This window comes from Lysinibacillus composti (assembly GCF_016908465.1).
Classification (GTDB): Bacteria; Bacillota; Bacilli; order Bacillales_A; family Planococcaceae; genus Ureibacillus; species Ureibacillus composti_A.
Genome location: NZ_JAFBDY010000009.1, coordinates 32,645 through 53,630 on the forward strand (window position 1 = coordinate 32,645; position 20,986 = coordinate 53,630).

Annotated in this window: 17 protein-coding genes; 16 read left to right on the forward strand and 1 reads right to left on the reverse strand. The window is 36.8% G+C overall.

What is annotated here, in order from left to right:
• Positions 1-14: 14 nt before the first annotated feature.
• From JOD29_RS11175 to JOD29_RS11200, 6 genes are all read left to right on the forward strand, one after another.
• Positions 15-1,145: an acyl-CoA dehydrogenase gene (locus tag JOD29_RS11175; RefSeq protein WP_124763439.1), complete on the forward strand. Its 1,131-nt coding sequence runs from the start codon at positions 15-17 to the stop codon at positions 1,143-1,145.
• 71 nt (positions 1,146-1,216) lie between these two features.
• The gene (locus JOD29_RS11180; protein ID WP_124763437.1) at positions 1,217-2,356 is read left to right on the forward strand and encodes an acyl-CoA dehydrogenase; all 1,140 of its coding nucleotides are present in this window, start codon (positions 1,217-1,219) and stop codon (positions 2,354-2,356) included.
• A gap of 3 nt (positions 2,357-2,359) precedes the next feature.
• The gene (locus tag JOD29_RS11185) at positions 2,360-3,004 is read left to right on the forward strand and encodes a TetR/AcrR family transcriptional regulator (protein ID WP_124763435.1); all 645 of its coding nucleotides are present in this window, start codon (positions 2,360-2,362) and stop codon (positions 3,002-3,004) included.
• A 213-nt stretch (positions 3,005-3,217) separates the two neighbouring features.
• Positions 3,218-6,496, forward strand: coding sequence for a fused isobutyryl-CoA mutase/GTPase IcmF (gene icmF, locus JOD29_RS11190; RefSeq protein ID WP_124763433.1), 3,279 nt, complete (start codon positions 3,218-3,220; stop codon positions 6,494-6,496).
• A gap of 586 nt (positions 6,497-7,082) precedes the next feature.
• Positions 7,083-7,676, forward strand: a complete 594-nt coding sequence (gene rpoE / locus JOD29_RS11195; protein WP_192894192.1) for a DNA-directed RNA polymerase subunit delta — start codon at positions 7,083-7,085, stop codon at positions 7,674-7,676.
• A 345-nt stretch (positions 7,677-8,021) separates the two neighbouring features.
• Complete coding sequence (locus JOD29_RS11200; protein ID WP_124763429.1) at positions 8,022-9,620, forward strand: CTP synthase; 1,599 nt, start codon at positions 8,022-8,024, stop codon at positions 9,618-9,620.
• 187 nt (positions 9,621-9,807) lie between these two features.
• Here JOD29_RS11200 and JOD29_RS11205 read toward each other — a convergent pair whose 3' ends face one another.
• Positions 9,808-10,344, reverse strand: a complete 537-nt coding sequence (locus JOD29_RS11205; RefSeq protein WP_124763427.1) for a DUF2529 family protein — start codon at positions 10,342-10,344, stop codon at positions 9,808-9,810.
• Between the two features lie 290 nt (positions 10,345-10,634).
• On the opposite strand from JOD29_RS11205, the gene JOD29_RS11210 reads away from it, so the two are divergent.
• The 10 genes from JOD29_RS11210 (at position 10,635) to prmC (ending at position 20,971) form a co-directional block, all read left to right on the forward strand.
• A complete protein-coding gene (locus tag JOD29_RS11210; RefSeq protein WP_124763425.1) occupies positions 10,635-10,994 on the forward strand; it encodes a response regulator in 360 nt (119 codons plus the stop codon).
• A 639-nt stretch (positions 10,995-11,633) separates the two neighbouring features.
• On the forward strand, positions 11,634-12,488 hold the full coding sequence (locus tag JOD29_RS11215) for a class II fructose-bisphosphate aldolase (protein ID WP_124763423.1): 855 nt from the start codon (positions 11,634-11,636) through the stop codon (positions 12,486-12,488).
• 201 nt (positions 12,489-12,689) lie between these two features.
• The gene (gene fsa / locus JOD29_RS11220; RefSeq protein WP_124763421.1) at positions 12,690-13,340 is read left to right on the forward strand and encodes a fructose-6-phosphate aldolase; all 651 of its coding nucleotides are present in this window, start codon (positions 12,690-12,692) and stop codon (positions 13,338-13,340) included.
• 369 nt (positions 13,341-13,709) lie between these two features.
• The gene (locus JOD29_RS11225; protein ID WP_124763419.1) at positions 13,710-14,990 is read left to right on the forward strand and encodes a UDP-N-acetylglucosamine 1-carboxyvinyltransferase; all 1,281 of its coding nucleotides are present in this window, start codon (positions 13,710-13,712) and stop codon (positions 14,988-14,990) included.
• 94 nt (positions 14,991-15,084) lie between these two features.
• Positions 15,085-16,047, forward strand: coding sequence for a class II fructose-bisphosphatase (gene glpX, locus JOD29_RS11230; RefSeq protein WP_124763417.1), 963 nt, complete (start codon positions 15,085-15,087; stop codon positions 16,045-16,047).
• A gap of 367 nt (positions 16,048-16,414) precedes the next feature.
• On the forward strand, positions 16,415-17,698 hold the full coding sequence (gene rho / locus JOD29_RS11235; RefSeq protein ID WP_124763415.1) for a transcription termination factor Rho: 1,284 nt from the start codon (positions 16,415-16,417) through the stop codon (positions 17,696-17,698).
• A gap of 170 nt (positions 17,699-17,868) precedes the next feature.
• Entirely contained in the window at positions 17,869-18,069 is a 201-nt protein-coding gene (gene rpmE / locus JOD29_RS11240) for a 50S ribosomal protein L31 (protein ID WP_124763413.1), read from the forward strand.
• A 133-nt stretch (positions 18,070-18,202) separates the two neighbouring features.
• The gene (locus tag JOD29_RS11245) at positions 18,203-18,775 is read left to right on the forward strand and encodes a thymidine kinase (RefSeq protein ID WP_124763411.1); all 573 of its coding nucleotides are present in this window, start codon (positions 18,203-18,205) and stop codon (positions 18,773-18,775) included.
• Between the two features lie 269 nt (positions 18,776-19,044).
• The gene (gene prfA, locus JOD29_RS11250; RefSeq protein ID WP_124763409.1) at positions 19,045-20,121 is read left to right on the forward strand and encodes a peptide chain release factor 1; all 1,077 of its coding nucleotides are present in this window, start codon (positions 19,045-19,047) and stop codon (positions 20,119-20,121) included.
• Positions 20,108-20,971, forward strand: coding sequence for a peptide chain release factor N(5)-glutamine methyltransferase (gene prmC, locus JOD29_RS11255; protein ID WP_124763407.1), 864 nt, complete (start codon positions 20,108-20,110; stop codon positions 20,969-20,971). Before prfA ends, prmC begins: the two co-directional genes overlap by 14 nt.
• The last annotated feature ends 15 nt before the right edge of the window (positions 20,972-20,986 follow it).

Consider the following 20,986-nt stretch of genomic DNA (forward strand, 5'->3'; position numbering starts at 1 on the left):
GGGGCTGACAACATATGAATCTGCAATTTACGGAAGAACAATTGATGATGCGAGACATGGTACGTCAATTTGCAGAACATGAAATTGCTCCTTTCATTGAACAGATGGAAGCTGGTATTTTTCCACGTGATATTTTAAACAAAATGGGGAAAATCGGGCTAATGGGAATCACTTCCCCCGAAAGTCTTGGCGGATCCGAAATGGATTTCACTTCTTACATTTTAGCTATTCACGAGTTATCGAAAGTAAGTGCATGTATTGGCGTTATATTATCAGTTCATACGTCAGTCGGAACAAATCCTATTCTTTACTTCGGTACCGATGAACAAAAGAAAAAATATATTCCGAAGTTAGCAAGTGGAGAGTATTTAGGTGCATTTTGCTTAACGGAGCCTGGTGCAGGTTCCGACGCTGGCGCATTAAAAACAAGAGCAGTACTTAACGGGGAACACTATATTTTAAATGGGTCGAAGGTATATATCACGAATGGTGGAGAAGCAGATGTTTATATTGTATTTGCTTCTACAAACCCAAATAGAGGTTCCCGTGGGATTTCAGCTTTCATTGTTGAAAAAAATACCCCAGGGCTCATCATCGGAAAAGACGAAAAGAAAATGGGACTTCATGGTTCAAGGACAGTGCAATTAACCTTTGAAAATATGAAAGTACCAAAAGAAAACCTTCTAGGTGAAGAGAATAAAGGGTTCAGTATTGCCATGGCAAACTTAGATGTAGGCCGAATCGGGATTGCTGCTCAAGCGCTTGGAATTGCTGAAGCAGCATTAGAAGCTGCAACAAAATATGCGAACGAACGAGTTCAATTTGGAAAGCCCATTAATTCAAATCAAGGAATTGCTTTTAAACTTGCAGATATGGCAACAGCTGTGGAAGCAGCTAAACTACTTGTCTATCGTGCGGCTGATTTACGCTCTCGAAACTTACCTTGTGGGATTGAAGCCTCGATGGCAAAATTACATGCATCTAAAACAGCTGTTCAAGTGGCAATTGATGCTGTGCAGATTTTTGGTGGGTATGGCTATACCAAAGAATACCCAGTAGAACGTTATTTCCGTGATGCCAAAATTACAGAAATCTACGAAGGAACAAGTGAAATTCAAAGAATCGTAATTAGCAAACATCTTTGAGTACCATGTACGTGAAATTAAGTACCAGGTACCCAATCAATATTAACTATTCAAACAAAGGGGATATGAAAATGAACTTTCAATTAACTGAAGAACATGAACAATTAAGAGAAATGATTAGAGACTTTGCGTTAAATGAAGTTGCTCCTACTGCTGCAGAACGTGATGAAGAAGCTCGCTTTGACCGTGCAATTTGGGATAAAATGGCTGAACTTGGGTTAACGGGGATCCCATGGCCTGAAGAGTATGGAGGAGCTGGATTCGACTTTTTAGCCTATGCAATTGCGGTTGAAGAGTTATCACGTGTATGTGCTTCAACAGGAGTGACATTGTCTGCACACACGTCTTTAGCTGGATGGCCACTATATAAATTTGGATCAGAAGAACAAAAACAAAAATACCTTCGTCCAATGGCAGAAGGGAAAAAGATTGGTGCTTACTGCTTAACTGAAGCAGGGTCAGGTAGTGATGCAGGTGGCATGAAAACAACAGCAAAACTAGATGGCGATGAATATGTACTTAATGGTTCAAAAATCTTCATTACTAATGGTGGCGTAGCAGATATTTACATTGTTTTTGCAGCGACTAATCCAGAAGAAAAACATAAAGGAACAAGTGCATTTATAGTTGAATCAAGCTATCCAGGATTTTCTGTTGGGAAAAAAGAAGATAAACTTGGAATTCGTTCATCACCTACAACTGAGATTGTTTTTGATAATTGCCGAGTGCCTAAGGAAAACTTGCTAGGTGTAGAGGGGCAAGGCTTTAAAATTGCCATGCAAACATTAGATGGTGGCCGTAATGGGATTGCCGCTCAGGCAGTTGGGATTGCTCAAGGTGCTCTAGATGCTGCGATCGATTACTCAAAAGAACGTGTACAGTTTGGGAAACCAATTGTTGCGAATCAAGGGATTTCATTTAAACTAGCGGATATGGCAACAGGAATTGAGGCTTCCCGTTTGCTAACATATCAAGCAGCGTGGCTGGAGTCGAATGACTTACCTTATGGTAAAGCAAGCGCAATGGCAAAATTATTAGCTGGTGATACGGCAATGTCTGTCACAACAGAAGCAGTTCAAATTTTCGGTGGCTATGGCTATACAAAAGATTATCCGGTAGAGCGTTATATGCGTGATGCAAAAATTACACAAATCTATGAAGGAACGCAAGAGATTCAGAGATTAGTAATCTCTCGCATGCTAACAAAATAACTTATGCCAAAAAAAGAGGATCATTTTTTCGTTCAAACATCTGTGAAGGATGAAAGCCTAATCGAACTACGACGTCAGCAAATCATTAAAGGGGCAGTCAAATTATTTAAAGAGAAGGGCTTTCATCGGGCGACAACTAGAGAACTAGCCAAAGCTGCCGGGTTTAGTATTGGAACTCTATATGAGTACATTCGAACGAAAGAAGACGTGCTCTATTTAGTTTGTGATAGCATTTATAAAGAAGTAACGAATCAATTATCTAGTATCTCAACGAGTGCGGGAACAATTGATGAGTTAAAAGAAGCAATTAGTCAATATTTTTTATTAATTGATCGTATGATAGATGAATTTACTATTATGTATCAGGAAACAAAATCTTTGCCTAAAGAAGCGATGAAGTATGTTTTGAAAAAGGAAATAGAAATGGTTGCATTGTTTGAGAAAATCATAAAAAAATGTGTTGAAACTGGGGAGTTAACTCTTTCCGATAAAGAAATTTACTTAGCTGCAAACCATGTAGTTATTCAAGGACAAAGTTGGGCATTCCGAAAATGGGTATTCCAAAAGCATTATTCCATTCACGACTATATTCATTTGCAAACGAAAATGGTGTTATCAGGGATGACACATTTTCAACTCGAGAAATAGTTAAGAGGAATATTCTACTCTTTGGAGAGTACTGAGTTGATCTGTATTCAAGAATCTAGACACCGCAATAGCATACCTTTGCTACTCCGCGGTGTCTTTCGTTTTACATCAGGAGGATTTGAAATCAATTTTTCGTTATTGATGCACTTAAGCAAACTACTACTTGGAGATTAGTAGGATTAAAAAAGAATTGTAAATAAGGGGGAAGTAATTATGGTAAAAGTTGAACAATCAGAAAAAGTTAATCATCAGTCAGGAGTTTATCGTCCAAAGCATCATGTTCGTTTTGTCACAGCTTCCAGTCTTTTTGATGGTCATGATGTTTCGGTTAATATTATGCGCAGAATCTTACAGGCTAGTGGAGCAGAGGTAATTCATCTTGGACATAATCGCTCAGTAGAAGAAGTGGTAAATGCGGCTATTCAAGAAGATGCTCAAGCAATCGCAGTTTCATCTTATCAAGGTGGGCATATGGAATATTTTAAATATATGTATGATTTATTGCGTGAAAAAGGAGCATCACACATAAAAATTTATGGTGGTGGTGGAGGGGTAATATTACCTCGTGAAATCCGAGAACTACATGAATACGGAATAGCGGGGATTTTCTCTCCGGAAGACGGCATGAAGATGGGCTTACAAGGCATGATCAATGCGCAAATACAAGGGGCGGACTTTTCTACATTAAAGGGCAACTTCTTGCCAATGCTTGAAAAGCTTACAACGAAAACACCAGGTATATTAGCAAATCTCATCACAGCTGCTGAAGAAGGTGGAAATCAAGAAGTAGTGCAGTTGATTGAAGAAGCAAAAAAGAGAACAAAAAATACGCCGGTTTTAGGGATTACTGGAACTGGTGGGGCAGGTAAATCATCATTAACAGATGAATTAATCCGTCGATTCCTTCGTGAGTTTCCTGATAAAAATATTGCGATTCTTTCAGTTGATCCAACAAAACAAAAAACTGGTGGGGCCTTACTTGGGGACCGTATTCGCATGAATGCAATATTTGATAATCGAGTATATATGCGGAGTCTTGCAACTCGTGGATCGAAAACAGAATTGACATCTTCAATTGGAGATGTGTTACAAATCGTAAAAGCAGCAGGTTACGATTTAATTATTGTTGAGACGAGCGGAATTGGGCAAGGGGATGCGGAGATAACAAACTATACTGACTTATCTATGTATGTGATGACAAGTGAGTTTGGTGCACCGACACAACTTGAAAAAATTGATATGATCGATTACGCAGATTTAATTGCCATTAATAAGTTTGAAAGAAAAGGTTCAGAAGATGCCCTTCGCCAGGTGCAAAAGCAGTATCAACGCTCCCATGAATTATGGAACGCAAGCTTAGATACAATGCCTGTTTACGGAACCATCGCGAGTCAATTTAACGATAAGGGAACGAACTCTTTATTTGCTGCATTGATTGCAAAAATCAATGAGAAGTGTGGACTTGAATGGGAAACATCTTATGAACAGTTTATTAAAACACAAAAGCAAAACGTCATTATCCCAAATGATCGACGTTATTATTTACGTGAAATCGTGGATACGGTTCGAAACTATCATAAGAAGGCAAATCAACAAGTTGAACTTGCCCGCAAGCTTTATCAACTTGAAGGCTCAATTGTGACAATTCAAGAAAAAACACCAAACGACGCCCTAATATCTTCATTACAATCATTAGCTGATGGCATCAAAAATGAGCTTACTGAAGAGTCAAAACAAATTTTATCCAATTGGGGAAAACTAAAAGAATCATATTCAGGCGATGAACTCGTTACAAAAATACGTGATAAAGAAATTCGTACGTTGTTAAAAACAACATCGTTATCAGGAACAAAAATTCCAAAAGTCGCTCTTCCGAAATTTAAAGATTACGGAGAGATCTTGCGTTTTGTATATGCTGAGAATGTACCAGGTCAGTTCCCATATACGGCAGGCGTATTCCCGTTTAAACGTCAAGGAGAGGATCCAAAACGACAATTTGCTGGTGAAGGTACACCAGAACGTACAAATAAACGATTCCATTATTTATCGAAGGATGATGATGCGAAACGTTTATCCACTGCTTTTGATTCAGTGACTTTGTATGGGGAAGATCCAGACATTCGTCCAGATATTTATGGGAAAGTCGGAGAGTCAGGTGTAAGTGTTTGTACGTTAGATGATATGAAAAAGCTTTATGCGGGTTTTGATTTATGTGCACCATCTACATCTGTTTCGATGACTATTAATGGTCCAGCACCAATCATTTTAGCGATGTTCATGAATACTGCGATCGACCACCAAGTACAACAACTTGAAGCAAAATTAGGACGACAGTTAACCATTCAAGAATTTACAGATGTACGTGAAAAAACATTGCAGGTTGTGCGCGGAACTGTTCAGGCTGATATTTTAAAAGAGGATCAAGGCCAAAATACATGCATCTTCTCCACGGAATTTGCCCTTCGAATGATGGGTGATATTCAGGCATACTTTATTGATCATAAAGTGCGTAATTATTATTCGGTATCCATTTCGGGTTACCATATTGCTGAAGCGGGAGCAAATCCGATTTCTCAGCTTGCGTTTACACTTGCAAATGGTTTTACGTATGTCGAATACTATTTAAGCCGTGGAATGCATATAGATGATTTTGCACCGAATTTATCGTTCTTCTTCTCAAATGGATTAGACCCTGAATATACAGTGATTGGTCGAGTGGCCCGTCGTATTTGGTCAATTGTTATGCGTGATAAGTATGGAGCAAATGAGCGTTCGCAAAAATTGAAATATCATATTCAAACTTCTGGTCGATCTTTACATGCTCAAGAAATTGATTTCAATGATATTCGCACAACTCTACAAGCACTAATGGCCTTACAAGATAACTGTAATTCTCTTCATACAAATGCATATGATGAAGCCATCACAACTCCTACTGAAGAATCGGTTAGACGTGCAATGGCAATTCAAATGATCATTACGAAAGAGCTTGGTTTATCCAAAAATGAAAACCCATTACAAGGTTCGTTTATTATTGAGGAATTAACTGATTTAGTGGAGCAGGCTGTTTTAGAAGAATTTGAGCGCATTAATGATCGTGGTGGCGTTTTAGGTGCGATGGAGACTCAATATCAGCGCGGCAAAATCCAAGAGGAATCCATGAACTATGAGCATCTAAAACACTCAGGTGAGCTACCGATTGTTGGGGTAAACACTTATTTAAATCCAAATCCTCCATCATCAGAAGAAATCGATCAAATGGAAATTGCTCGTGCTTCGAAGGCAGAAAAAGATTTACAAATTCACAATTTACAAGAGTTTCAAAAAAGAAATAAAGAAAATTGTGAAGTTGCTTTAAATAAATTAAAGCAAGTTGCCTTAGTTGGTGGTAATATATTTGAGGAACTAATGGAAACGGTTAAAGTAGCAAGCTTAGGTCAAATTACAAAAGCGTTATATGAAGTTGGCGGACAGTATCGAAGAAATATGTAGTTGAAAGTTGATATTAAATGAGGGGGTTTTATTCTAACAGTCCTTATACATTCATACAGTGTATAGTTTTCGTAATTTGTATCAATTTCATCTACTTCAGCAAAACAAATTTCTCAAATGTAGGAAATTTCCTACATGAGAATACTTGATAATGCTAATTTTTGGTATTATTTTTAAAAAGTTAGATATAATGATGGATACGAGAAACAGAAAGGATTGCTTTAGGATGAAACAACATCTTCATTATATTTTTATACTGGTCTGTTTAATTGCAATCTTCTTTCTGTATAATAAACAGCTAGGTTCCGTTCCATTACTAATATTATCCATATACTTTTTTGTTTTAGGCATAAGAGAAATATATATAATAAAAAACGATAAATCAAACTAGCATAGTAAACATTACTTTGTATATAATGGGTATTATGCTAACTTTGTTCAGGTAAAGGATAAAATCTTAACTGGTTTTTGGAACAAAGTCAAAAGCCTCTTAATAGGTTTCGCAGATGATGCATACTCAAAATAAAATCTGTACCAAGGCAATTGATGAAAATATGGAATGAATATAGAAAGGACGTGCACGAGTTTGAATATTCGTGAATTAACAAAAGAAGAATTAGCAGAGGAATCATTAATCGATTTAGCATTTGCAATTCTAAACGAAAGAAAAGCACCACTTCAATTTCATGATTTATTAAAAGAAATTCAAAATTTGAACGGTTTGTCTGATGAAGAAATTCAAAGTAGACTAGTTCAATTTTATACTGATATGAACATTGACGGACGTTTCTTAGTAAACACTGAAAACGGTTGGGGACTTCGTGAATGGTACAAAGTTGAAACAATCGAAGAAGAAACTGCTCCTACAGTTAAAACACGTAAGAGAAAATCTAAAGCAGCTGCTGATGATGAAGACGATTTAATTGTTGATGAGGAAGATTTAGTATTTGAAGAAGACTTTGATGAGTTCGTGGATGAGGAAGAAGTCGAAGATGAGGAAGAGGATTTAGACTTTGAAGAAGAAGAAGACATCGACACCCTAGATGTAGATGGTGAAATTGATGATGTTGACGACGAAATCATTGATGAAGATGAAGGGTTCATCATAGAAGATGATGAATTAGAAGAAGACGAAGAAGAGGACGAAATCGAAGAGGAAGAAGACGAAGACCTACGTTAATATGGGCTGAAAATGTTCTATTGGACATTTTTAGTATTTAATAGGACTTGACTTCTTTAATGGTTCGATATAATCTTTTATTTGGGCTCCTAAAAAGGAGAATATCCGTGTTAATTCACGCTCCCTCTGCAATTTTTGCAGGTGGAGCGTTTTTTTATTTTTAAAAGAAAAGAAAATAGGAGAACATAACGTATAGCTATAATACTTCATAGTAGGTTGCTCCGAAACTTTGCAAATAGAGAAAGCAATGTTTTAAATTTCAAGAGAGGCCAAGCCTATTAAATATTTAGTTTCTCGAACTTTTCTTAATGCTTATGGGAATTGCGTATAAGGAGGAAAAATGTAATGACAAAGTATATTTTCGTAACAGGTGGGGTTGTATCATCTCTTGGAAAAGGGATTGTAGCGGCTTCTTTAGGACGTCTGTTAAAAAATAGAGGTTTACAAGTAACAATTCAAAAATTTGATCCGTATTTAAATATTGATCCAGGTACAATGAGTCCATATCAACATGGTGAAGTATTCGTAACAAATGATGGAGCAGAAGCAGACTTAGACTTAGGTCACTATGAGCGTTTTATCGATATTAACTTAGGAAAACACTCAACAGTAACGTCTGGTCGTGTTTATCAATCCGTTCTTGCTAAAGAACGCCGAGGCGATTATAACGGGAAAACTGTTCAAGTAATTCCTCACGTAACAAATGAAATTAAAGATCGTATCCAACGTGCTGGACGTGAAACAAACGCAGATATCGTTATTACTGAAGTTGGTGGAACAGTAGGGGACATCGAAGGACTTCCATTCTTAGAAGCAATCCGCCAAATGAAATCAGATTTAGGACATAACAATGTTATGTATGTTCATTGTACGTTAATTCCTTACATTGCAGCTGCTGGAGAGTTGAAAACAAAACCAACACAACACTCAGTAAAAGAATTACGCTCATTAGGGATCCAACCAAACATTATTGTCGTTCGTACAGAGCAACCGGTTTCTGACGACATGAAAGATAAATTAGCATTATTCTGTGATGTAACACCTCGTGATATTATCGAATCTCGTGATGCAGAACATTTATATGAAGTGCCATTAAATCTTCATGCACAAGATTTCGATGATATCGTATTAGAACATTTCCGTATTGAAGCACCAGAAGCGAATATGTCTGATTGGAAAGAGCTTGTAAGTAAAGTAAAAAATCTTCAACACAAAACACGTATCGCCCTTGTTGGTAAATATGTAGAGCTTCCAGATGCTTATATTTCTGTTGTTGAAGCATTAAAACACGCTGGTTATGTATATGATTCAGATATCGAAGTAGATTGGATTAATGCAGAACACGTAAACAATGAAAACGTAGCAGAACTATTAGGCACTGCTGACGGAATTTTAGTTCCTGGTGGATTCGGCGACCGTGGTATTGAAGGTAAGATTTCTGCAATTCAATATGCACGTGAAAATGACATTCCATTCCTAGGTATTTGTTTAGGTATGCAATTAGCATCAATCGAATTTGCACGTAACGTATTAGGCTTAGATGGAGCACATTCTACAGAATTAAATAAAGAAACGCCTTACCCAATCATTGACTTTTTACCAGATCAAAGCGATGACATCGACTTAGGTGGTACTTTACGTCTAGGTTTATATCCATGTAAATTAGTAGAAGGTTCTCGTGCAGCTAAAAGCTATAACGATGAATTAATTTATGAACGTCACCGTCACCGTTATGAATTTAATAATGAATTCCGTGAAGCAATGGAAGCGGAAGGTCTTGTATTCTCAGGAACAAGTCCAGACAATAAATTAGTTGAGATTATTGAATTACCAGAGAAAAAATTCTTTGTGGCATGTCAATTCCACCCAGAATTAATTTCTCGTCCACAACGCCCACAACCACTATTCCGTGAATTTGTAGGCGCATCATTTAATAACCGTTAATATAAAGAAAACGTAAATGGGTTTGTTTAGCAGACGAGTTGGCCAAAATTTGGATCATGTCGCTAACCGGCTTAACTGAAAATTAAAAAAGGCAACTTGACGTCTATATTTGACGACAAGTTGCCTTTTTATCGATATTAGAGCGATGAAGCTTTAAATTGGTAGAAAATCCATTTTAATGAAAATGCTATTCTAATTCATCATCATCTGAAATCATTTCATCATAGCTCATTTTGATTGCTTCATAAATGAAAAGAGCCGCCATTAAATGAGGAACGACAATTCGTTCACCCAATTTAGTTGGATGAGGTAAAATACCACCACGAATTTTCATCGAGATATACGTATAAGCTAGTTCACTTAGTTGATTTGATTCTCCTGCAGGTTCACTTGCTATTACAGCAAATGGAATGAATTCATCATATAACGTTTTGGCTAATGAAATTGCATCTTGATGATCACTATTTCGCGTAAATATACAAACGCGGTCAACATCAGTAATCAATGTATCTGGTGTCCATTTTGCAAGTTTAGAGAACGGCTCTGCACCAAATAGAGCATTTAATTCTACCGCTTGAAGTTCGTCAAAACATGCGAAATAAATAGTTCCTTGTCCAATGGCCGCTTGTGCAAGTAGTCTTGCTGTCTCTTCTATTGCCTCTTCTTCGCTTTGGACAATTCTTTGAAATAGACCATTTAATTGGGTTGTAAGTATTTTAGACATAGTTCCACCTCATTTGTATTATAAGTTTGATATAATACAAATGTAAAATAAGAACATTTTATCATCATACAACTAAATTTTTTGTAACGAAAGCAAAGTAAGGTGTCTAGGAAATTCCCGTCTCTATTTTTAGTAAAAGTGAGTACAACTCAAATTCCGCACGTAGAAACGTCGAGGCTATTTGACATTTAGATAAAGGGTTTTTCCTTACAAACAGCGAAATATATGTTTAGAAAATGGAAAAAATGGGAAGTGTTTTTCTAACTAAGGGGATTAAGGGGTAAAAAGCTGTGAAAAAAATACTAATAGTAGATGATCAAAAAGGAATTCAACTTTTATTACAAGAAGTCTTTAAAAAAGAAGGTTATAAAACATTATTAGCTTCTACGGGTGTTGAAGCCATTAGACTACTTGAAGCGGATCGTGTTGGTTGCGTTTTACTAGATATGAAAATACCAGGAATGAATGGTATTGAAATTTTAAAGCGTATGAAAGATATGAATATTCATTTACCTATTTTTATGATGACGGCTTTTGGTGATGAGGAATTAATGAATCAAGCCTATGAGTTAGGTGTTTCAAAGTTTTTTACTAAGCCATTTAATATTTTTGATGTTCGTGATGAAGTGAAAGCAGCAATGGCGGAATAATTAATGCTCTTATACTTTCTTTTTTAATACTTTTACAATGTTCAGTAAGGTCAGACGTCTCTTTAAAAAGAGATGAGTCTACTTCAGAGACTGTTCTAAATATTTAAAGTAACGAGATAGGGATTAATTAACATTTGCCTCGCGTAAGTAGATTTTGAGCCTGACGATTTTGCTTTCGGTGCAGAAAAGAGAGGAGTCTGTTGAGTGACTCTTGATGTAGTGCATGGTACGCATATTAGAATTTTAGACCATTTTACTTACCCATAAAGGTATTTTGCGGCTGTCGCTTTGGCTTTCGCCGCAGAAAAGAGGAGTCACTTGAGTGACTCCATAAGAATAAAAGCTGCGCAGAATAAGATTCATAATCATTTGCCTTACGTATAAAGGGAATTTGCACCTGACGCTATGGCTTTCGGTGCAGAAAAGAGAGGAGTCACTTGAGTGACTCCATAAGAATAAAAGCTGCGCAGAATAAGATTCATAATCATTTGCCTTACGTATAAAGGGAATTTGCACCTGACGCTATGGCTTTCGGTGCAGAAAAGAGAGGAGTCACTTGAGTGACTCCTCTCTTTTTGCTATGATGATATGGAATATTTATGATTTTCAACTTAATTCATCCTGAGGAGGATTTTAATAATGCCGTTAGTATCGATGAAAGAAATGTTAGAAAAAGCAAAGGCTGAAAAATACGCAGTAGGTCAATTTAATATTAATAACCTAGAATTTACTCAAGCGATTTTATTAGCAGCTGAAGAGGAAAAGTCTCCTGTAATTCTTGGAGTTTCTGAAGGTGCTGGTAAATATATGGGCGGATTTGTGGCTGTTGTTCATATGGTAAAAGGTTTAATGGAAAGTTATAAAATCACAGTTCCTGTAGCAATTCATTTAGACCATGGTTCAAGCTTTGAAAAATGTAAAGAAGCAGTTGATGCTGGTTTCACTTCTGTCATGATTGATGCTTCTCACCATCCATTTGAAGAAAACGTTAAACTAACAAATCAAGTAGTGGAATACGCACATTCAAAAGGTGTTTCAGTTGAAGCTGAGCTAGGTACTGTTGGTGGAGATGAAGATGGTGTTACAGGTGGTATCATCTATGCCGATCCACAAGAATGTAAAGCATTAGTTGAACAAACTGAAATTGATTGCTTAGCGCCAGCATTAGGTTCTGTTCACGGTCCTTACAAAGGTGAACCAAATCTTGGGTTCAAAGAGATGGAAGAAATCTCTAATCTTGCAAACCTTCCACTTGTATTACATGGTGGGACAGGTATTCCAACGAAAGATATTCAACGTTCTATTTCTTTAGGAACTGCGAAAATCAACGTAAACACTGAAAACCAAATTTCAGCAACAAGAGTGATTCGTGAAATTTTAGACAACGACAAAAAAGTATATGACCCACGTAAATATTTAGGGCCAGCACGCGAAGCAATTAAAGAAACTGTAATTGGTAAAATGCGTGAATTTGGAAGTTCTCAAAAAGCTTAATAGTTAAAAATATAAGAAAGCAGTAGCTCAAATACATTTGAAATAGATTTATACAACCGTAGACAATCTAATATTTCACTGCTTTTCTTGAGTCAAATAGTGATTTCGGAGGAGAAGTGTCGGATTGTTTCAAATCCACCTTCTCTTCACTTGTATATAGACAACATTTTTAAAAATATTGATGTACCGGAGGAAAACATAATGAAATTTTTTATTGATACAGCTAATTTTGATGAAATTAAAGAAGCCCATTCTTGGGGAATTATCTCAGGTGTAACAACTAATCCATCGTTAGTGGCAAAAGAAGAAAATATATCATTCCACGATCGTCTTCGTGAAATTGCTGAGTTAGTTGATGGATCTGTAAGTGGAGAAGTTATTTCATTAGATGCTGAAGGTATGATTAAAGAAGGTTTAGAACTAGCTGCAATTGCTCCAAATATTACAGTGAAATTACCGATGACTCCGGATGGATTGAAAGCATGTAAATTCTTTTCTGAAAAAGGAATTAAAACAAATGTAACGCTTATTTTTAGTGCAAATCAAGCACTTATGGCAGCTCGTGCAGGTGCAACTTATGTATCACCATTTGTTGGCCGTTTGGATGATATTGGATACAACGGTGTCGACTTAATTTCAACAATAGCAGATATTTTCACAATTCATGATATTAAATCTGAAATTATTGCAGCATCAATTCGTCATCCACAACATATTACTGAAGTTGCCTTAGCAGGTGCACATATCTCCACAACGCCGTTCAAAGTATTAAAGCAACTATTTAGTCATCCTTTAACTGATAAAGGGATTGAAGGATTCCTATCAGATTGGAAAAAGCGTCAAGAACAATAATCCACTATATGGAATATTCCCTAAAAACCTATCTAAAAATGGAATAGGTAATCGGTGAATAAATTCTATCAGGTTGATGAGAATGTAATTACAACGAAGTATTCTTTCGGCATCGTAAGATCAGCGGAAAATGTAATAGCTCTTTGCCAATCACGTTTTAATTGAAAAGTAAAGTTCAGTGAGTTACTTTTTTACATTTTCACGCTTAAAGACACAAGAAATTGGGAAGTCGAATAGTAATAGAACATACAAAATCATTGATGTAAAATTTTCGCAAAATTCCACATCCTGAATTGAAAGAAAAATAATAGATGGAAGCGAAATTGACAATACTAAACGAAACTTTCCAATCATAAGGGAGAACGCGTTATGGATGTTTATAAAATCATTGGCGAAAATCGTCTTGAAGGTACGGTAAAAGTTAGCGGAGCCAAAAATAGTGCAGTTGCTTTAATTCCAGCGTCAATCCTAGCGAATTCTTCAGTGACAATTGGTGGTATACCAGAGATTTCTGATGCTTGGACGTTAAAAGCATTACTAGAAGAAATTGGCGGCGAAGTTACTTTTAAAAATGGTCAAATGACGATCGATCCGACGAACATGGTTGCGATTCCTTTACCAAATGGTAATGTCAAAAAACTGCGTGCATCTTATTATTTAATGGGTGCGATGTTGGGGCGTTTTAAAAATGCAGTGATTGGATTACCAGGTGGATGCTTTTTAGGTCCACGTCCGATTGATCAACATATTAAAGGTTTCGAAGCACTCGGAGCAAAAGTAACAAATGAGCATGGTGCAATTTATCTTCGCGCCGAGGAATTAATCGGTGCAAAAATTTATTTGGACGTTGCAAGTGTTGGGGCTACGATTAATATTATGTTAGCAGCGGTGCGTGCTAAAGGACGTACAGTAATTGAAAACGCTGCAAAAGAACCGGAAATTATTGATGTTGCCACATTATTAACGAATATGGGGGCAAACATTAAAGGTGCTGGAACAAGTGTTATTCGTATAGAAGGTGTAGATGAATTACAGGGTACTAAACATACAATTATTCCTGATCGAATTGAAGCAGCTACATTTATGATTATGGCTGCCGCTATAGGTAATGGAGTTACAATTGATAATATTATTCCATTCCACCTTGAAGCCGTAACTGCAAAACTACGTGAAATGGGTGTCAAAGTCCAAGAGGGAGAAGAAAGTATTTTTATCTCAAGAACGGATTCGCTACAAGCAGTTGATGTAAAAACTCTTGTTTACCCAGGGTTCCCCACAGATGTTCAACAACCACTTTCCGTTCTAATGACACAAGCAGTCGGTGCTTCAAAGGTAACTGACACTATATATTCTGCCCGTTTTAAACATATTGATGAATTACGCCGCATGAATGCAAGTGCAAGAGTGGAAGGGAATACAGCTATAATTCAAGGGCCGACAAAACTTCACGGATCCAAAGTAACTGCAACAGATCTTCGTGCAGGTGCGGCACTTGTTCTTGCAGGACTTCTTGCAGAGGGCGAAACAGAAATACAAGATATCCATCATATTGAGCGCGGTTATAGTTCATTAATCGATAAACTATGTGCATTAGGTGCTAATATTCGCAAAGAAACAATCACTGTAAGCCCGGCTGATAAAACAGAATAAAATACTAAAAAACATATTGATAAATTTATGGTACAATGTTATTACATGTACATGAAAGATTCGGTTTTCCGAATGCAGGAGGCAATGAAGAAGAATGGAACGTAGTTTAACTATGGAAGTAGTCCGTGTAACAGAGGCAGCAGCAATCGCTTCAGCGAAATGGATGGGACTAGGATTAAAAGAAGAAGCAGATGACGCAGCAACGACAGCAATGCGTGCCCTATTTGATACAATTCCAATGCACGGAACAGTTGTAATTGGTGAAGGTGAAATGGATGAAGCACCAATGCTTTATATCGGTGAAGAATTAGGGTTACGTAATGGTGGACCAAGTGTTGATATTGCAGTAGATCCACTAGAAGGAACAAATATTGTTGCTAAAGGTACAAACGGTGCAATTACAGTTCTTGCAATCGCAGACAGAGGTAATCTTTTAAATGCACCAGATATGTATATGGAAAAATTAGCAGTTGGTCCTGAAAGTAAAGGTTTGGTTGATATTGACAAATCGGTAACTGAAAATTTACAAGCAGTTGCTAAAGCGAAAAATAAAGATATTTCAGATGTAGTGGCTATTCTTTTAGATCGTCCACGTCATCAAAAAATTGTTGATGAAATTCGTGCAGCAGGTGCCCGTATTAAATTTATCCAAGACGGTGACGTTAACGCAGCAATCAGTACTGCATTCGACGAAACTGGTATTGATATTATGTTCGGTACAGGTGGAGCACCAGAAGGCGTTATTTCTGCTGTTGCTTTAAAATGTCTAGGCGGAGATTTCCAAGCAAGATTAATTCCTGAAGATGAAGCACAAGAACTACGTTGTGAAAAAATGGGCATAGATGTAAATCAAGTACTATACTTAGAAGACCTAGTTAAAGGTGACGATGCAATATTTGCAGCTACGGCAGTTACTGATAGCGAATTATTAAGAGGTGTGCAATATAAAGGTGAGTATTGTTTAACACACTCTGTAGTAATGCGTGCAAAAACAGGTACGGTTCGCTTTATTGAAGGTCGTCATAGCATCGAGAAAAAACCTCGATATGTAAAATAACTTCTACGTGTCCTTTATAATAGGATACTGCATTTCAATTACGCAAATTAATCTCTTTATAGGAATTAACATCCCCAATCAAAAAGTGAAAATTCAATATGAAGAAGCTCCCGCCACTAAGGTGGGAGTCTTCTATACTGATGTAATTACTTAGTATTAAATCATTTACAGTAAAAAGATTATCATTGCGTTGGCGCTATAGATGTGATAAATTACCTCTAATAAAAACGTTTCGGCAAGTTTTTAGGCCGGCTCTATGTATTTAGAGCCGTCTCTTTTTCCTACAATACTTTCTTACTCTAATATCCTACGGCTGAATATTCCAAATTAATAGTAAAGTGAAAATTTAAAAGACTGGAGAAATGCTATGTCGGCTCTAACTATAGCTCAATTAGAAAATATGACGCTAAAAGAGTTGTATGCTCTTGCGCGTGATTACAAGATTTCATATTATAGTAAATTAACAAAAAAAGAATTAATCTTTGCAATATTAAAATCTCGTTCAGAACAAGAAGGTTACTTCTTTATGGAAGGTGTACTAGAAATTGTGTCGCAAGAAGGTTTTGGATTCCTTCGACCAATTAACTATTCACCATCAAAAGAAGATATTTATATTTCTGCTTCTCAAATTCGACGTTTTGACCTTCGAAATGGGGATAAGGTTTCAGGTAAAGTGCGCCCTCCAAAAGAAAATGAACGTTATTTTGGATTACTTCAAGTTGAAGCGGTTAATGGAGAAGATCCTGAAACTGCAAAAGAACGTGTTCACTTCCCAGCATTAACACCACTTTATCCGGATCGACAAATTAAACTTGAAACAGGGTCGAATAAATTATCAACTCGTATTATGGATTTAGTTGCTCCTGTTGGGTTTGGACAACGTGGATTAATCGTGGCCCCTCCAAAAGCGGGGAAAACATCACTATTAAAAGAAATCGCTAACTCTATCACGACAAACTATCCAGAAGCAGAGTTAATCGTATTATTAATCGACGAACGTCCGGAAGAAGTTACGGATATCGAACGTTCTGTTAATGCAGATGTTGTTAGCTCTACGTTCGATGAATTACCTGAAAATCATGTAAAAGTAGCTGAGCTCGTGTTAGAACGCGCACGACGTCTAGTAGAACATAAGCGTGACGTTATTATTTTAATGGATTCAATTACACGTTTGGCTCGTGCTTTTAACTTAGTAATCCCTCCAAGTGGACGTACATTGTCAGGTGGTATTGACCCAGCAGCATTCCACCGTCCAAAACGTTTCTTTGGTTCTGCTCGTAATATAGAAGAAGGTGGTAGCTTAACGATCCTTGCTACTGCTTTAGTCGATACAGGTTCTCGTATGGATGAAGTAATTTATGAAGAGTTCAAAGGTACAGGTAACCTTGAATTACACCTAGACCGTAATTTAGCAGAACGCCGTGTATTCCCAGCGTTGGATATTCGCCGTTCTGGTACACGAAAAGAAGAATTGTTGATTCCTTCAGAACAACTAGATAAATTATGGGCAATTCGTAAAACGTTTTCAGATTCTCATGACTTTGCAGAACGCTTCCTGAAAAAGCTTCGTAGTACAAAATCGAATGAAGAGTTTTTCGAAAAGTTAAATGAAGATATGAAAAAAGCAACAAAAGGAAAAGGATTGCTGTAATTTTTACCAGCTTAAAGTACTTATATTTTTGTTGCGCGGTAATTAATTTCTTGCTATAATATTTTATGTATGTAACGTGTGCATATGTAACTGGCATATTCGGGTTATGTAAGGCACGGTTCGAATAATAACTCTGTTCCAGATGGTTCAGGGCGAGAGGAGAAACGAATATGAAACCAGGAATTCATCCAGATTACAAAACTGCAACAGTAACTTGCTCTTGCGGTAACACTTTTGAAACTGGCTCAGTAAAAGAAAAAATCGTAGTAGAGTTCTGCAACGAATGTCACCCATTCTATACTGGCCGTCAAAAATTCGCGTCTGCTGACGGACGTGTGGATCGTTTCAACAAAAAATACGGTCTTAAATAAGAACTTAAAATGCCTGCCGGTCCATCTGGCAGGCATTTTTAGATTATAAGGTAATTTTAAAATGGAATGAACGATATCATTTGTAAAATAGCTATAAATTCAGACATTGTTGAAAAGAGGGACGCAAGAAGAAATGGCTCAATTATTTTTTAAACATGGCGCAATGAATAGCGGGAAATCTATTGAAATCTTAAAAGTTGCACATAACTATGAAGAACAAAATAAACCAGTACTAATCTTTACATCAGGAATCGACACAAGAGATGAAGTAGGGTATGTTTCGAGCCGAATTGGTCTTCGTCGCCAAGCGATTCCGATTTTTGATGACACGAATATTTTTGAATATGTACAACAACATCACGAGAAGTTGTTCTGTGTATTAATAGATGAAGTTCAATTTTTGAGAAAAGAACATGTGCTACAATTAACACATATCGTCGATGAATTAAATATTCCAGTCATGGGGTTTGGATTGAAAAATGACTTTCAAAATGAACTTTTTGAAGGTAGTCGATACATGTTAATTTACGCAGATAAAATCGAAGAAATGAAAACGATTTGTTGGTTCTGTCACAAAAAAGCGACAATGAATTTACGTGTTGATGAGCATAAAAAACCTGTGTACACAGGTGAACAAATTCAAATTGGCGGAAATGATACATACTATCCAGTTTGCCGCAAATGCCACGCTAATCCACCACTATAATATTTAATATCATTTGTTAAATAGTTAGAAATCAAGATTTAATGTATTAAGTGAAATTGCAGCTGTCGCAAAATATTTTCACATAGTCATAACAAAGATCAGAATTCACCTGTGCTTGGACGGGGGTAAGTGGAAAACTTGTTGTGCTAGATGAAGTTAAAATTTATACTAAAAAAGGCATTATTTAGTGACTTATTAGGAACTGATTAACACATCCTATAGAGTACTAAGATATAATAAAGAGCGAAATTAAATTAGAGGTGAATGCAATGTTCGATCGTTTACAAGCGGTTGAGGACCGTTATGAAAGATTAAACGAATTACTAAGCGATCCAGATATCGTTAGTGATAGTAAAAAATTACGCGAATATTCTAAAGAACAATCAGACATTCAAGAAATGGTTGAAGTCTATCGTGTATATAAAGACGTGAAACAACAATTAGCAGATACAAAAGAAATGCTAGAAAACGAAAAAGACCCTGAAATGCACGAAATGGTCAAAGAAGAATTCAATGAGCTAAATGCGCAAATCCCAGAATTAGAAGAACGTCTACGTATTTTATTAATTCCTAAAGATCCGAATGATGATAAAAACGTAATCATGGAAATCCGTGGTGCAGCTGGAGGAGATGAAGCTAATATCTTCGCAGGTGACCTATTCCGTATGTATTCAAAATACGCAGAAACACAAGGTTGGAAAATTGATATTATGGAAGCCACTCCAAATGAGATGGGTGGATATAAAGAAGTAATTTTCATGATTAATGGACAAGGTGCGTATTCAAAATTCAAATTTGAAAACGGTGCTCACCGAGTTCAACGTGTACCAAAAACGGAATCACAAGGTCGTATTCATACGTCAACTGCTACAGTTGCATGTTTACCTGAAGTAGAAGAAGTAGACGTAGAAATTCACGAAAAAGATATTCGTGTTGATACATTTGCTTCATCTGGTGCAGGTGGTCAGTCCGTAAACACAACAATGTCAGCAGTTCGTATGACCCATTTACCAACAGGTGTTGTTGTATCGATGCAAGATGAGCGTTCACAAATTAAAAACCGTGAAAAAGCATTGAAAATCCTTCGTGCACGTGTAGCGGATATGTATATGCGTGAAGCGCAAGCAGAAGTTGACGCAACACGTAAATCTGCAGTTGGTACTGGAGACCGTTCAGAACGTATTCGTACTTATAACTATCCACAAAACCGCGTCACTGACCATCGAATTGGGTTAACAATTCAAAAATTAGACCAAATCATGGAAGGTAAGCTTGATGAAATAATCGATGCATTATTATTAGAAGATCAAGCTTCCAAACTTGAGCAATTAAATGATGAAGCGTAATACTATTTTTGAGGCCCTTAATTGGGCTTCTTCTTTTTTAGTAGGTCTCGGTCGTGACGAAAATGCAGCGAGGATATTACTTCAACATATATTACAAACGAATTATTCAGGCTTAATGATGCGTATGCACGATGAAATTACTGATGATCAATTTGAACGGTTACGCCTGTATGTTGATGAACATAGTAAAGGACGTCCGGTACAGTATATTACTGGCGTGGAAGAGTTTTATGGACGCACATATATAGTTGATGAGTCAGTATTAATTCCTCGACCAGAAACAGAGGAGCTAATTGAAGGGGCGTTACAGCGAATACATCGATTGTTTGGTGATCAGCCCAACATCAAATTAGCAGATATTGGCGCTGGTAGTGGGGCAATTGCAATCACAATGAAATTAGAATATCCACAGGCGCTTGTAACAGCAACAGATATTTCTGAAGCAGCCCTTCAAACAGCGCAGAAAAATGCAGAACACTTGCAGGCAGATATTGATTTTCGTTTGGGTGACTTAACTGAACCGATTTCAATGGAAAAGTGGGATGTAATTTTATCAAATCCTCCTTATATTGCATTTGATGAAGCAAAAGAAATGTCTGATGTAGTACTTGAATATGAACCGCATAGTGCACTATTTGCAGAAGAAGATGGATTAATTCTTTATCGTAAACTTGCAGAAACCCTTCCGAATCTATTAAATAAGCCTGCATTAATCGGTGTAGAAATTGGTTATACACAGGGAGAAGCAGTGGCGAATTTCTTTAAAACTAGTTTTCCACAGGCTAAAATTGAAATCGTAAAAGATATTAACAAAAAAAATCGAATAGTTTTTTGTGAGATTCGTGTATAAAAAATTCCTTTCCTG